Origin of the sequence: Schlegelella aquatica (genome assembly GCF_026013905.1) — a bacterium.
Classification (GTDB): Bacteria; Pseudomonadota; Gammaproteobacteria; order Burkholderiales; family Burkholderiaceae_C; genus Caldimonas; species Caldimonas aquatica.
The window spans coordinates 487818-501509 of sequence record NZ_CP110257.1 but is presented as its reverse complement, the minus strand read 5'-3'; the positions used below and the strand labels follow the sequence as shown (position 1 = coordinate 501509).

Annotated in this window: 13 protein-coding genes and 1 tRNA gene; 3 read left to right on the top strand and 11 right to left on the bottom strand. The window is 68.4% G+C overall.

Annotated features, from left to right (window positions below):
- Nucleotides 1–20 precede the first annotated feature (20 nt).
- The 3 genes from bioD to bioA are packed head-to-tail and all read right to left on the bottom strand — an operon-like array spanning nucleotide 21 to nucleotide 3340.
- Nucleotides 21–716 (bottom strand): dethiobiotin synthase, encoded by a 696-nt coding sequence (gene bioD / locus OMP39_RS02245; protein WP_264893188.1) that lies wholly within the window; start codon nucleotides 714–716, stop codon nucleotides 21–23.
- A gap of 52 nt (nucleotides 717–768) precedes the next feature.
- Nucleotides 769–1995: an 8-amino-7-oxononanoate synthase gene (bioF, locus tag OMP39_RS02240; RefSeq protein ID WP_264893187.1), complete on the bottom strand. Its 1227-nt coding sequence runs from the start codon at nucleotides 1993–1995 to the stop codon at nucleotides 769–771.
- Nucleotides 1985–3340, bottom strand: coding sequence for an adenosylmethionine--8-amino-7-oxononanoate transaminase (gene bioA, locus OMP39_RS02235; protein WP_264893186.1), 1356 nt, complete (start codon nucleotides 3338–3340; stop codon nucleotides 1985–1987). Before bioA ends, bioF begins: the two co-directional genes overlap by 11 nt.
- A 128-nt stretch (nucleotides 3341–3468) precedes the next feature.
- Here bioA and OMP39_RS02230 point away from each other — a divergent pair, with 128 nt between their 5' ends.
- Nucleotides 3469–3984, top strand: coding sequence for a phasin family protein (locus OMP39_RS02230; RefSeq protein WP_264893185.1), 516 nt, complete (start codon nucleotides 3469–3471; stop codon nucleotides 3982–3984).
- An 86-nt stretch (nucleotides 3985–4070) separates the two neighbouring features.
- On the opposite strand, the gene argJ is transcribed toward OMP39_RS02230, so the two are convergent.
- Together argJ and secA are read right to left on the bottom strand one after the other, a co-directional pair.
- Nucleotides 4071–5300 carry a bifunctional glutamate N-acetyltransferase/amino-acid acetyltransferase ArgJ gene (gene argJ / locus OMP39_RS02225; protein ID WP_264893184.1) on the bottom strand — a complete coding sequence of 410 codons (1230 nt, stop codon included), beginning with the start codon at nucleotides 5298–5300 and terminating at the stop codon, nucleotides 4071–4073.
- A gap of 25 nt (nucleotides 5301–5325) precedes the next feature.
- Nucleotides 5326–8070: a preprotein translocase subunit SecA gene (gene secA / locus OMP39_RS02220; protein ID WP_264893183.1), complete on the bottom strand. Its 2745-nt coding sequence runs from the start codon at nucleotides 8068–8070 to the stop codon at nucleotides 5326–5328.
- A gap of 204 nt (nucleotides 8071–8274) precedes the next feature.
- On the opposite strand from secA, the gene OMP39_RS02215 reads away from it, so the two are divergent.
- Complete coding sequence (locus tag OMP39_RS02215) at nucleotides 8275–8580, top strand: DUF721 domain-containing protein (protein ID WP_264893182.1); 306 nt, start codon at nucleotides 8275–8277, stop codon at nucleotides 8578–8580.
- A 21-nt stretch (nucleotides 8581–8601) separates the two neighbouring features.
- Here OMP39_RS02215 and OMP39_RS02210 read toward each other — a convergent pair.
- From OMP39_RS02210 to petA, 6 genes are all read right to left on the bottom strand, one after another.
- A tRNA-Thr gene (locus OMP39_RS02210) sits at nucleotides 8602–8677 on the bottom strand.
- A gap of 79 nt (nucleotides 8678–8756) precedes the next feature.
- The gene (locus OMP39_RS02205; protein ID WP_264893181.1) at nucleotides 8757–9287 is read right to left on the bottom strand and encodes a ClpXP protease specificity-enhancing factor; all 531 of its coding nucleotides are present in this window, start codon (nucleotides 9285–9287) and stop codon (nucleotides 8757–8759) included.
- Between the two features lie 21 nt (nucleotides 9288–9308).
- Nucleotides 9309–9920, bottom strand: coding sequence for a glutathione S-transferase N-terminal domain-containing protein (locus OMP39_RS02200; RefSeq protein WP_264893180.1), 612 nt, complete (start codon nucleotides 9918–9920; stop codon nucleotides 9309–9311).
- Nucleotides 9921–10036: 116 nt separating this feature from the next.
- Nucleotides 10037–10813 carry a cytochrome c1 gene (locus OMP39_RS02195; RefSeq protein WP_264893179.1) on the bottom strand — a complete coding sequence of 259 codons (777 nt, stop codon included), beginning with the start codon at nucleotides 10811–10813 and terminating at the stop codon, nucleotides 10037–10039.
- Between the two features lie 19 nt (nucleotides 10814–10832).
- Nucleotides 10833–12233: a cytochrome b gene (locus OMP39_RS02190; protein WP_264893178.1), complete on the bottom strand. Its 1401-nt coding sequence runs from the start codon at nucleotides 12231–12233 to the stop codon at nucleotides 10833–10835.
- A 97-nt stretch (nucleotides 12234–12330) separates the two neighbouring features.
- The gene (gene petA / locus OMP39_RS02185; protein ID WP_264893177.1) at nucleotides 12331–12936 is read right to left on the bottom strand and encodes a ubiquinol-cytochrome c reductase iron-sulfur subunit; all 606 of its coding nucleotides are present in this window, start codon (nucleotides 12934–12936) and stop codon (nucleotides 12331–12333) included.
- Nucleotides 12937–13188: 252 nt separating this feature from the next.
- Here petA and mscL point away from each other — a divergent pair, with 252 nt between their 5' ends.
- Nucleotides 13189–13605, top strand: a complete 417-nt coding sequence (gene mscL / locus OMP39_RS02180) for a large conductance mechanosensitive channel protein MscL (RefSeq protein ID WP_264893176.1) — start codon at nucleotides 13189–13191, stop codon at nucleotides 13603–13605.
- The last annotated feature ends 87 nt before the right edge of the window (nucleotides 13606–13692 follow it).

Below are 13692 nucleotides of genomic sequence, written 5' to 3'. Positions count from 1 at the left end.
GGTGAGCGAGCGCCGCGCAGTCACGCCCAGAGCGCGCCGAGATCGAGGTGAGAGGCCACCGCGTCGGCCTCGTCACGGGGCAGCCGCGGCACCGCGCCGAGGCAGGGCGCGCCGAAGCGGCGCCGCATCAGGTCCGCCAGCGTGGCGAGGTTGTCTTCGCGATGGGCCATCCCGGCGTCCACCTGGTTGCCCACCCAGCCTGCCAGGCGCAGCCCCCGCGCGCACACCGCCTCGGCGGTCAGCAGCGCGTGGCTGAGGCAGCCCAGGCGCAACCCCACCACGAGCACCACCGGCAAACCGAGAGCGGCCGCGAGGTCGGCGGTGTCCTCGTTCTCGTTCAAGGGCACGCAAAAGCCACCCACGCCTTCCACCACCAGGCGATCGCAGCGGGGCATGAGGGCGCGGGCCCCTTCGAGAAGGGGGGCGAGTTCCAGGCGCACACCGGCAAGGCGGGCGGCGATGTGCGGCGCACAGGGCTCGTCCAGCAGAAAGCGGCAAGCCTCCTGGGGCGCGAGCGGCACGCTGCTGGCCGCACGAAGACGTTCCACGTCGTCGTTCACGCGCCGCCCTTCGCGCAGCTCGGTGCCCGCTGCGATCGGCTTGTACCCCGCCGTACGCAGCCCCTGCCTCGCCCAGGCGCGCAACAGGCCCGCGCTCACCGTCGTCTTGCCGATCTCGGTGTCGGTCCCCGTCACGAACACGCCCTGCAATTCCATCGTTTGCCTCCTGCGATGCCAACTCGCGCCGAGCAGCTCCCGCCCGGCTCACTCATCCTTCGCACCGCGCCCGACGCGACAAGCGCCCGGCCGCGCGGCGTACGGCCGCGATGAGCAGGTCCACGTCGCCCTCGTCATGAGCGGCGGTGACGGTGACGCGCAAGCGCGCGGTGCCCGGCGGCACCGTGGGCGGGCGGATGGCCGGCACCCAGACCCCTTCGGCATCCAGCGCGGCTGCCAATTCGAGCGCGGTCGCGTTGTCGCCGACGATGATCGGCTGGATGGGCGTGTCCGAGGACCCGAGGCGCCACGCGGACGGCAGCACCGCCGCAAGGCCGGCGCGCAGCTGGCCGATCCGCTGGCGCAGACGCGCGCGCCGTCGCTCGCCCTCCTCGCCCGCCAGGAACGCCAGGCTCGCCGAGACGGCGTGCGCCACGGCGGGCGGTGAGGCCGTCGTGTAGATGTAGGTCCGCGCCGCCTGCACGAGCCATTCGATCACCGTGGGCTGCGCCACGACGAAGGCCCCCGCGACCCCCGCCGCTTTGCCCAGCGTGCCGATGTAGACGATGCGCTCGCTGCGCAGCCCGAAGTGCGACAGACTGCCGCGGCCGCCCTCACCCAGCACGCCGAAGCCGTGCGCGTCGTCCACCACCAGCCAGGCGTCGTGCCGCTCGGCGAGAGCGAGCAGCGCATCCAGCGGCGCCAGGTCACCATCCATGCTGAAGACGGCATCGGTGACGATCAGCTTGATCGGCGTGCGAGCCTGCTGCAGCAGCGCGTCGAGCGATTGCACGTCGTTGTGCGGGTACTTGACCACCTCGGCCCGCGCGAGCCGCGCACCGTCGATCAGCGAGGCGTGGTTGAGTTCCTCGCAGTAGAGCGTCGCCTGGGCGTCGCCCAGGGCCGTGAGCACCGCGAGATTGGCCATGTAGCCGGTGCAGAAGAAGAGCGCACGGCCGTCGGGCACGTGGGGCGCGAGGAACCGCGCCAGCGCCTCCTCCAGGTCGGCGTGCGCCTGCGAGTGCCCGTTGATGAGGTGCGACGCGCCGCTGCCCGCGCCGTACCGCCGCGCGCCTTCCGCCAGCGCGTCGGTCAAAGCCGGATCGCCGGCGAGGCCCAGGTAGTCGTTGCTGCAGAACACCAGCTTCGCAGTCAGGGAGCCGTCCGGCGGCGCGATGAGTTGCCGCGGGCCGCAGGGAGAGTGCGCGACGCGCAGGCGCCGGCGCAGCCCTTGCGCCTCGCGCGTCGCCAGCTGGCGTTCCAGGTGCTCAAGCAGCATGGCGGCACACCTCCTCGAGCGTGTCGATCACCCGCGCTGCGAGCCATGCAGCGAGCTCCTCGTCCATCACGTAGGGCGGCATCACGTAGACCGAGCGTCCGATCGGGCGTATCAGCAGTTCCCGTTGCAGGCCGGCCTGGTGGAAGCGCTCCGCGAAATCGGCACCCGCCACCTCGGGGCGCACATCGAAGGCGACGATCGTGCCGCGCCGGCGCAGGTGCTCGACGCGCGGGTCGTCCTTGAGCGGCGCGAGCGCGGCCTCCAAGGCGCTGCTCGCCCGTGCATTGCGCTCGAGCACCGGCTCGCGGTCGAAGCGGTCCAGCACCTCGCAGGCCGCCCGACAGGCCAGGGGGTTGCCGGTGTACGAATGCGAATGCAGGAAGGCCCGCCGCACGTCGTCGGCCAGAAAGGATTCGTAGATCGGCCGGCTGGCGAGCACGAGCGACAAGGGCAAGTACCCGCCGCTGATGCCCTTGGACAGACACAGGAGGTCCGGCCATGGCACCTCGCCTTCGTCCGCTGCCTGTTCGGTCGCGAAGAAGGTGCCGGTCCGACCGCAGCCGACGGCGATCTCGTCGGCGATGAGGTGGACCTCGTATTCGTCGCACAACGCCCGCACGCCGCGCAGGTAGCTCGCATCGTGCATCGCCATACCGGCCGCGCCCTGCACCAGCGGCTCGTAGATGAAGGCGGCGATGTGCTCGTGGCGCCGCTCCAGCAGCGCACGTAGATCGTCCAGCGCGCGCACGGCCACGTCGGCCGGCGTCTCGCCGGCAGCCGCTTGCCGCGCGTCGGGCGAGGCCACCTGGTGGGAGCGCATCAGCAGCGGGTCGTAAGCGTCGCGGAAGATGGCGACGTCGGTGACGGCCAGCGCGCCGATGGTCTCGCCGTGGTAGCCGTGGCGCACGCAGACGAACTCCCGCTTGGCCTCGCGCCCGCGGTTGCGCCACGCATGAAAGCTCATTTTGAGAGCGATCTCCACGGCAGAGGCCCCGTCGCTTGCGAAGCACACGTGCGGCAAGGCGCCCGCCGTGCGACGCGCCAGGCGCTCGGCCAGCTCCACCGCCGGTTCGTGCGTGCAGCCGGCCAGCATCACGTGGGCGATGCGGTCGAGCTGGTCCTTGAGCACGGCGTTCAGCCCGGGGTCACCGTGCCCGAACAGATTGACCCACCACGAGCTGATCGCGTCGAAGTAGCGCCGCCCCTCGGGGTCGAACAACCAGGGCCCCTGGCCGCGCGCCACCGGCAGTGGCGGCGCCTCGCGCAGCCGGTGCATCTGGGTGCAGGGGTGCCACACATGGGCCAGGCTGCGTTCGATCCAGTCGTGCGTGCGGTCGATGACCATCGTCTTCGTGCCTCCCGGTGAGCCGGTGCGTCGAGTTGTTGGCGAGTTCGCGATGTTAGTGGGCGCCTAGAGCACACTCCCCAGAGCGGAGCGCCTATAGTGGGCCCGTTTCACGCCGGAGAGCCCCCATGGCCACCAAACCCAGCCGCGACGACACCCCGCCCGATCCCTTCGCCGGGCCCTTCTCGCAGAGCGTGCGCGATTCGGCGCAACAGATCTGGCTGGCCGGCCTCGGAGCCTTTTCCAAGGCCCAGCAAGAAGGCGGCAAGCTCTTCGAGACGCTGGTCAAGGAAGGTGTCGCCCTGCAGCGCAAGACGCAATCCGTGGCCGAGGAGCGCGTGAGCGAGGTCACGCAGCGCATGTCCGCGGTGGCTGGGGAACTCAGCCAGAAGGCCACCCAGCAGTGGGACCGCCTCGAGGGCATCTTCGAGCAGCGGGTCTCGAAAGCCTTGCACAAGCTCGGCATGCCGACCCAGGCGGACCTCGACGCGCTGCACGCCCGCCTCGACGAGTTGCAGGCGCGCCTGGACAAGTTGAGCCCCACGCATCGCCCGAGCCGCGCCGCGCGCCCGGCGACGTCCAGCACGAGCCCCGTGCGCAAGGCCGCCGCCAAGCGGGCGCCGGCTCGCAAGGAACCCAAGTAGCCCCACCCGGGGCCGAGGGCCACCGGCCGCCTCACACCCCACGGCCGCTGCGCCCCGGCGCTGCAGCCTCGCCACCCGCTCACGCGTCAGCTGCGGTAGTCGGCATTGATGCTGACGTAGTCGTGCGAGAGGTCGCACGTCCACACGGTCGCGCTGGCAGCGCCGCGGCCCAGCCCGACGCGCACCGTGATCTCGCGTTGCTTCATCACGCGCTGGCCGTCTTCCTCGCGGTACGACGGGTGGCGCCCCCCCTGAGTCGCGACATGCACATCGTCCAGGTGCAGGTCGATGAGGCCCTGATCCAGGTCGTCGATGCCGGCGTAGCCGACGGCGGCCAGGATGCGCCCCAGGTTGGGATCGCTCGCATAGAAGGCCGTCTTCACCAGCGGCGAGTGTGCGATCGCATAGGCCACGCGGCGGCACTCCTCCTCGTTCGCACCGCCTTCGACCTGCACGGTGATGAACTTGGTCGCGCCCTCGCCATCGCGCACGATGGCCTGGGCAAGTTGCTGCGCGACGGCCACCACGGCCTCGCGCAAGGCCCGGCCTTCCGGAGAGTCGAGGGACGTGATCGCCGCATGGGCCGCCCGGCCGGTCGCGATCAGCATGAACGAATCGTTGGTCGAGGTGTCGCCGTCGATCGTGATGCGGTTGAACGACAGGTCCGCCGCCTCCCGCACCAACGCTTGCAGCACGCCGGGCTCCACCTTCGCATCGGTGGCCACGAAACCGAGCATCGTCGCCATGTTGGGGCGGATCATCCCCGCGCCCTTGGAGATGCCCGTCACCGTCACCGGCGCACCGCCGATCTGGACCTGCCGCGAGGCCGCCTTGGGCACGGTGTCGGTCGTCATGATCGCCTCGGCCGCCTCGGCCCAGGCGTCCTCGCGCAGCGCGGCCAGCGCGGCGGGCAGCGCCTGCTCGATGCGGTCGTTCGGCAACGGCTCCATGATGACGCCGGTGGAAAACGGCAGCACCTGCTCCGGTGCCAAGTCCAAGTGGCGCGCGAGCGCCACGCAGGTCGAGTAGGCCCGCACCAGCCCGTCCTCGCCGGTGCCGGCGTTCGCGTTGCCGGTGTTGATCACCAGCGCCCGAATGCCGACGCCGGCCGCCAGGTGCTTGCGGGCCAACTGCACCGGGGCCGCGCAGAAGCGGTTGCGGGTGAACACGCCGGCCACCGCCGCGCCCTCGTCGAGCGTGATGACGGCGAGGTCCTTGCGGTTGGCCTTGCGCACGCCGGCCATCGCGATGCCGAGCTTGACGCCGGGCACGGGGTGCAGGTCCTGCGGGCGGGGGGCTGCGAGGTTGACGGGCATGATGCGTCTTCCGTGAGGTGGGGCTTCAGGTCAGACGGCCGTGGCAGTGCTTGTACTTCTTGCCGCTGCCGCAGGGGCAGGGATCGTTGCGGCCGACCTTGGGCACCTGCTGGCGCACCGTGCTCGGGTCGGTCTCGCTGGCGACGCTGCCGTCGTCGTTCGGGTGGGTGTACGTCACGTTGGAGATGTGTTCGGCGCGGTCCTCGATGGCCTCGGCGGCCTGCGCCACCTGCTCCTCCGACTGGATGCGCACGGTCAGCAGCAGACGCGTGACTTCCATCTTCACCGCATCGAGCATCTGCGCGAAGAGTTCGAAAGCCTCGCGCTTGTACTCCTGCTTCGGGTTCTTCTGCGCATAGCCGCGCAGGTGGATGCCCTGCCGCAGGTAGTCCAGCGCCGCCAGGTGCTCGCGCCAGTGGCTGTCGAGCGACTGCAACAGCACCATGCGCTCGAACTGCACGAACTGCTCGCGCCCCACACGCTCGACCTTGCTCCGGTAGAGCGCATCGGCGGCGGCCAGCACCTTCTCGACGATGTCTTCGTCGGTGATGGCTTCGCTCTTGTCGACCTCGGCCTTGAGCGGCAGGTCGATCTGCCACTCCTCGCGCAGCGCTTTCTCCAGACCTTCGAGGTCCCACTGCTCCTCGACGCTCTCGGCCGGCACGAAGGTCCGCACCACGTCCGTCAGCGCACCGTGGCGCAGGCTCGCGATCTGGTTCGACAGGTCCTGCGCGTCCAGGATGTCGTTGCGCTGCTGGTAGATCACCTTGCGCTGGTCGTTGGCGACGTCGTCGTACTCCAGCAGCTGCTTGCGGATGTCGAAGTTGCGCGCCTCGACCTTGCGTTGCGCGCTTTCGATCGAGCGCGTGACGATGCCCGCCTCGATCGCCTCGCCTTCGGGCATCTTGAGGCGGTCCATGATCGCGCGCACGCGGTCGCCAGCGAAGATGCGCATCAGCGGGTCTTCGAGCGAGAGATAAAAGCGCGAAGAGCCCGGGTCGCCCTGACGGCCGGCACGGCCGCGCAGCTGGTTGTCGATGCGGCGGCTCTCGTGACGCTCGGTGGCGATGATGCGCAGGCCCCCCAGCGCCTTGACCTGCTCGTGCAGGCTCTGCCACTCGTCGCGCAGCTTCTGGATGCGCGCCTGTTTCTCGGCGGCGGGCAGCGACTCGTCCGCCTCGATCAGCTGGATCTGCTTCTCGACGTTGCCGCCCAGCACGATGTCGGTGCCGCGGCCGGCCATGTTGGTCGCGATCGTGATCATCTTCGGGCGGCCCGCTTGCGCGATGATCTCCGCTTCCTTGGCGTGCTGCTTGGCGTTGAGCACTTGGTGCGGCAGGCCCGCCTTCGTCAGCATCGCCGAGATCAGCTCCGAGTTCTCGATGGAGGTGGTGCCCACCAGCACCGGCTGTCCGCGCTCGTAGCACTCGCGGATGTCGGCGATCACCGCGTCGTACTTCTCCTTGGCCGTCTTGTAGACGAGGTCGAGCTCGTCCTTGCGCTGGGTCGGCTTGTTGGGCGGGATGACCACCGTCTCCAGGCCGTAGATCTCCTGGAACTCGTAGGCCTCGGTGTCGGCCGTGCCCGTCATGCCGGCGAGTTTGCCGTACATGCGGAAGTAGTTCTGGAAGGTGATCGAGGCGAGCGTCTGGTTCTCGGCCTGGATCTCCACGCCTTCCTTGGCCTCGACGGCCTGGTGCAGACCGTCCGACCACCGGCGCCCATGCATCAGGCGGCCGGTGAACTCGTCGACGATGATGACCTCGCCGTTCTGCACCACGTAGTGCTGGTCGCGGTGATACAGGTGGTGCGCCCGCAGCGCGGCATACAAGTGATGCAGCAGCGCGATGTTGGCTGCGTCGTACAGGCTCGCCCCTTCGACCAGCAGGCCCGCTTGCGCCAGCAAGTGCTCCGCGCGCTCGTGCCCCTGCTCGGTCAGGTACACCTGGCGCGTCTTCTCGTCCAGCGTGAAGTCGCCCGGCTCGATGATGCCTTCGCCGGTGCGCGGGTCGGCCTCGCCGATCTGCTTCTTGAGCTGCGGCGCGATCTTGTTGATGCGCACGTACAGCTCGGTGTGGTCCTCGGCCTGCCCGCTGATGATGAGCGGGGTGCGCGCCTCGTCGATCAGGATCGAGTCCACCTCGTCGACGATGGCGTAGTGCAGGCCCCGCTGCACGCGGTCGGCCGTCTCGTACACCATGTTGTCGCGCAGGTAGTCGAAGCCGAACTCGTTGTTCGTGCCGTAGGTGACATCCGCGGCGTAGGCGGCCTGCTTCTCCTCGCGGGGCATCTGCGGCAGGTTCACCCCCACCGACAGACCCAGGAAGTTGTACAGCCGCCCCATCCACTCGGCGTCGCGCCGCGCGAGGTAGTCGTTGACCGTCACGACGTGCACGCCGTGGCCCGTCAGCGCGTTCAGGTACACCGGCAGCGTGGCCACCAGCGTCTTGCCCTCGCCCGTGCGCATCTCGGCGATCTTGCCCTGGTGCAAGGCCATGCCGCCGATCAGCTGCACGTCGAAGTGCCGCATCTTGAGGGCGCGCTTGCTGCCTTCGCGCACGACGGCGAAGGCCTCCGGCAGCAGGTCGTCGAGCGTCTCACCCTGGGCCAGCCGGGCCTTGAACTCGTCGGTCTTGGCGCGCAGCTGCTCGTCGGTGAGCTTCTCGAACTGCGGCTCCAGCGCGTTGATTCTCTCCACCACCCGCCGGTACTGCTTGAGGAGACGGTCGTTGCGACTGCCGAATATCTGGGTGAGAAGCTTGGGCAACATGCGGGTTGTCGGTAGTGTCCTTGCCCCAGGCGCGGGGCTTGCCGCCGCCTCGAGGGCGGGCGGCCACGATCGAGCGCCGGCACGCGCCGGCGAACACAGAGGGGCTGCCCGGCGCTGCCAGCAGCCACCGTGCCACCCAAAAGCCGCTGAGTTTAGCACCCGGGTTCGCGGCGCTTCCCAGGGAGGGCCGGTACACTGGCGCCCATGAACACGCGCTCCGACCCCGTCGTGCCGATCGGCGAAGCCTTGGGTCGCCACGGAGGGCTGGCGCGGCTGCAGCAGCTCGTGCGCGAGTCGAACGAGCGGTTCGAGGCGATCCGTCCGCTGTTGCCTGCGCCCCTGGCCCGGTACGTCAAACCCGGCCCCATCGACGAGGAGGGCTGGTCCCTGCTGGCCCCCAATGGCGCGGTCGCCGCGAAGCTGCGGCAGTTGCAGCCGCGCATGGAGGCGCTGCTCAAGCACCGCGGATGGCAGGTCACGGCGATCCGCATCAAAGTGCAATCGGCCTGACCGGGCCTCGGGGAACGGAGCTGGTGCCGGCTATCCGACTCGAACGGATGACCTACCGCTTACAAGGCGGTTGCTCTACCAGCTGAGCTAAGCCGGCGAATAGGCCGCGGGCGCGCCCCGCAGCGCAGTGAAGCAGGCAGTGTACCGGAGCGCCGGCGCCCGCTGCACCGGGTGCGTCACTTGATGCGTTTGAGGGCGGGGCGCCCGCCGCCCGGGGGCGGCGGGGAAGGCGCGTCCTCCTCGCCACCCGCGGGCCCGGGAGACGGTGCTTGCGGCTCACCCTCGGCCGGCGACGGCGCGAGCTTGAGCGGGCTCGGGCTGTGCGCCGCCGTCTCAGGGACGCCCTCCTCCGCCGACGATTCGGGCGGCTCGCTCGGGATCGGGAAGGCCATGCCCTGCCCGTTCTCACGGGCGTAGATCGCGATCACGTGGTCCACCGGCACGACGATGTCGCGCGCCACTCCGCCGAAGCGGGCCCGGAACTCGATGAAGTCGTTGCCCAAGCGCAACCCGCTCGTCGCATCGAAGCTGACGTTGAGCACGATCTCGTGGTTCTTGACGTACTCCATCGGCACCTGGACGGACGCATCCACGTACACCGCGATGTACGGCGTGAAGCCGTTGTCGGTGCACCAGTCGTGCAGCGCCCGGATCAGGTAGGGCCGGGTCGAGCTGCCGGCAGGAGGCGCGGGAGGCGGCGGGTTCATGGCGCAGGGGTCGGGGCGCGCTTACTTGCGCATCACCTTCTCGGAGGGCGTCAGCGCCTCGATGTAGGCCGGACGCGAGAAGATGCGCTCGGCGTACTTCAGCAGCGGTGCGGCGTTCTTGGACAACTCGATGCCATAGTAGTCCAGGCGCCACAGCAGCGGCGCAATGGCCACGTCGAGCATCGAGAAGTCGTCGCCCAGCATGTACTTGTTCTTCAGGAAGATGGGCGCGAGCTGCGTGAGCCGGTCGCGGATCTGCGAGCGCGCCTTCTCGAGCTGTTTGTCGCTGGGCTTGACCCCGCGCGACTCGAGCACGTTGACGTGGGCGAACAGCTCCTTCTCGAAATTGAGCAGGAACAGCCGCACGCGGGCACGGGCGATCGGATCGCCCGGCATCAGCTGCGGATGCGGAAAGCGCTCGTCGATGTACTCGTTGATGATGTTCGATTCGTACAGGATGAGATCGCGCTCGACGAGGATGGGCACCTCGTTGTACGGATTCATCAACGCGATGTCTTCCGGCTTCGCGAACAGATCGACGTCGCGAATCTCGAAGTCCATCCCCTTCTCGAACAGCACGAAACGGCAGCGGTGGGAATAGGGGCAGGTGGTCCCGGAGTAAAGCACCATCATGATGGCGTGCTCCTATGCTCGTCGAGTTCGTCTATCAGAAAACACAAACGGAGTGGGCGCCGCGGGCCACCCACTCCGAACGTCGCAGCGGCGCCCTCGAGGCCCCGCCGCCGTCGTTACTTCACGTCCTTCCAGTACGCGGCGTTCAGGCGCCACGCGATGACGGTGAACAGACCCAGGAAGATCAGCACCCACACCCCCAGGCGCACGCGCTGCTTCTGGACCGGCTCGCCCATCCACTGCAGGAAGGCGACCAGGTCCGCCACGGCGTTGTCGTACTCCTGCGCCGACATCTTGCCCGGCGTCAGTTGCTCGAAGCCCGCGAAGACGTGCTGCGTCTTGCTCGGGTCGTGCGGGTCCTTCTCCTCGATGAACTTGGCCGCGCGCTGGCCCTGCAGCTCCCACAGCACGTGCGGCATCCCGACGTTCGGGAAGGCGAGGTTGTTCCAGCCGGTCGCCTTGGTGTCGTCACGGTAGTAGGTGCGCAGGTAGGTGTAGAGGTAGTCGGCGCCCGTCCCGGCATGCGAGGCACGCGAGCGCGCGATCACGGTGAGGTCGGGCGGGGTGGCGCCGAACCATTCCTTGGCCTGCTTCGGATCGAGGGACACTTTCATCGTCTCGCCGACCTTGTCGGTGGCGAACATGAGGTTGTCCTTGATCTGCTGCTCGGTCAGCCCGATGTCGCGCAGACGGTTGTAGCGCATGAAGGCGGCCGAGTGGCAGTTCAGGCAGTAGTTGACGAACAGCTTGGCCCCGTTCTGGAGGGCGGCGATGTCGGTGACCCGGCTCACCGGGAACTTGTCCCAGGCAATGCCGCCCTCGGCGGCGCGCGCGGCCGGCGCGCCGGCCAGCAGCATCAGGGAAGCCAGCAGGCTGTAGATCAGTTTTTTCATCGTGTGGGCTCCAGCGGCATCAGTGGGCGACGTAGGTCACGCGCTCGGGGACCGGCTTGAACTCGCCCATGCGGCTCCACCAGGGCATCAGCAGGAAGAAGCCGAAGTAGAACAGCGTGCCGATTTGGGAGATGAGTTCGCCGGTGGGCGACGGCGGCTGGATGCCGAGGTAGCCCAGCACCAGGAAGAACAGCACGAACACGCCATAGACGTACTTGTGCCAGCTCGGACGGTAACGGATCGACTTGACCGGGCTGTGGTCCAGCCAGGGCAGGAAGAACAGGATGATGACCGCACCGCCCATCACCACGACGCCCCAGAACTTGGCATCGAAGGTCTTGAGCAGGGCGATCGCGACGGCCGCGCCGACCAGCAGGCCGACCTTGCCCTTGGCCGAGAACGCACCCTTGATCACACCGAGAACGGCGCCGAGGGCGATGATGACGCACAGCACGTTGACCATCAGGTCGGTCGTGGCGCGCAGCATCGAGTAGAACGGCGTGAAGTACCACACCGGTGCGATGTGCGGCGGCGTCTTCAGCGGGTCGGCAGGGATGAAGTTGTTGAACTCGAGGAAGTAGCCCCCGAACTCCGGCGCGAAGAAGACGATGGCGCTGAAGACCATCAGGAAGATGGACAGGCCGAAGATGTCGTGCACCGTGTAGTACGGGTGGAACGGAATGCCGTCCAGCGGGCGGCCCGCGGCGTCGAGCTTCTCCTTGATCTCGACACCGTCGGGGTTGTTCGAGCCCACCTCGTGCAGCGCGATGATGTGCGCCACGACCAGGCCGAGCAGGACCAGCGGGATCGCGATCACGTGGAAGCTGAAGAAGCGGTTGAGCGTCGCATCGGAGACGACGTAGTCACCACGGATCAGGAGGGCGAGGTCCGGGCCGATGAAGGGGATCGCGGAGAAGAGGTTCACGATCACCTGGGCACCCCAATAGGACATCTGGCCCCAGGGCAGCAGGTAGCCGAAGAAGGCCTCGGCCATCAGCATCAGGAAGATCAGGCACCCGAAGATCCACACCAGCTCACGCGGCTTGCGGTACGAGCCGTACAAGAGGCCGCGGAACATGTGCAGGTAGACGACCACGAAGAACGCCGACGCGCCGGTGGAGTGCATGTAGCGGATCAGCCACCCCCACGGCACGTCGCGCATGATGTACTCGACCGAGGCGAACGCCAGGTTCGCGTCCGGCTTGTAGTGCATCACGAGGAAGATGCCGGTGACGATCTGGATCACCAGCACGACGAGCGCCAGCGAGCCGAAGATGTACCAGAAGTTGAAATTCTTCGGCGCGTAGTACTGCGCCATGTGCTCGTTGTAGAGCTGGGTCAGCGGGAACCGGTTGTCGATCCAGTTCAGGAGCTTCTGCCCGCGCGTCGCGTTCGGCGGAGCTTCTTTGAATTGAGCCATGGGGGTCACCTCGATACTTCGTTAGCCTTCTCGTCAGCCGCGTAGGGCGCGCCGCGCCGCCGTCTCGACGCGCAGCCGTGCCCTCCGCCCGGGGGCATCAGGCCTTCTTGTCCTCGCCGATCAGCAACTTGGTGTCGGAGAGGTACACATGCGGCGGCACCTCCAGGTTGTCCGGCGCAGGCTTGTTCTTGAAGACGCGACCCGCCATGTCGAAGGTCGAGCCGTGGCAGGGACACAGGAAACCGCCCACCCAGTCCTCGGGCAGCGAGGGCTGGGGGCCGGCGGCGAAGCGCGCCGTCGGCGAGCACCCCAGGTGCGAGCAGATGCCCACGGCGACCAGGATCTCTTTGTGGTCCTCACGGGCGCGCCACTGGTTGCGGGCGTACTCGGGCGTCAGTTCGGCGGGCTTGCGCTCGGACTTGGGGTCGGCGACCTGGGGCTCCGTCTTCTCGAGCGAGGCCAGCTGCTCGGGCGTGCGGCGCACGATCCACACCGGCTTGCCGCGCCACTCCACCGTCATCATCTCGCCCGGCTTGAGGCCGCTGATGTCCACCTCGACCGGCGCGCCGGCCGCGCGGGCCTTCTCCGACGGCTGGAACGTGGAAACGAAAGGAACCGCTGTGGCCACGCCACCGACGGCACCGGCTCCACAGGCAATGGCTACCCAAGTGCGGCGGCCTTTGTCCACTTGCTGGTCACTCATGGGGGGATCCTCAGGAAGCACTTCTCTAGTTAGGGGCAACCCGAGATTCTATCCGACCGCCCACCCCCGAAACCAGCCCGCCAGAGCCCGCGGCGGCGCCGTTCGAGGCGTCCGGAGCGCCGCCGGGTCGCAGCGGCCGCGTGCATGCGCGCTCCCACTGGCCGGCGCGCCCGCCCTCCCCCATACTGCTCGCACGCGCCGAGCAAGGCCGGCGCGACGGCACATTCGGCACTCGACGAGAAGGGGTCGGCCATGGGATTCATGCGCGAGTTCAGGGAGTTCGCGGTCAAGGGCAACGTCGTGGACCTGGCCGTGGGCGTCATCATCGGCGGCGCCTTCGGCAAGATCGTGGACTCGCTGGTCAACGACCTGGTCATGCCGGTGGTGAGCAAGCTCTTCGGCGGGCTGGATTTCTCCAATTACTTCATCCCGCTGGCGGGGCAGACCGCCAGCACGCTGGCCGAGGCCAGGAAAGGCGGCGCGGTCTTCGCCTACGGCAGCTTCATCACGGTGGCGCTCAACTTCGTGCTGCTGGCCCTGGTGATCTTCGTGATGGTCAAGCAGATCAACCGGCTGCGCCGCGAGACCCCGTCCGCGCCCGCCGCTCCACCGGCGCCGCCCGAGGAAGTGGTGCTGTTGCGCGAGATCCGCGACGCCCTGAAGAAGTAACGGTCTGTTAACAGGCCGGCCGGGCAGCGCCGAAAGGTGGCGAATTGCGCACCGGCCGTCGGCCCGGGGGCGCCGCAGAGGGAAGGT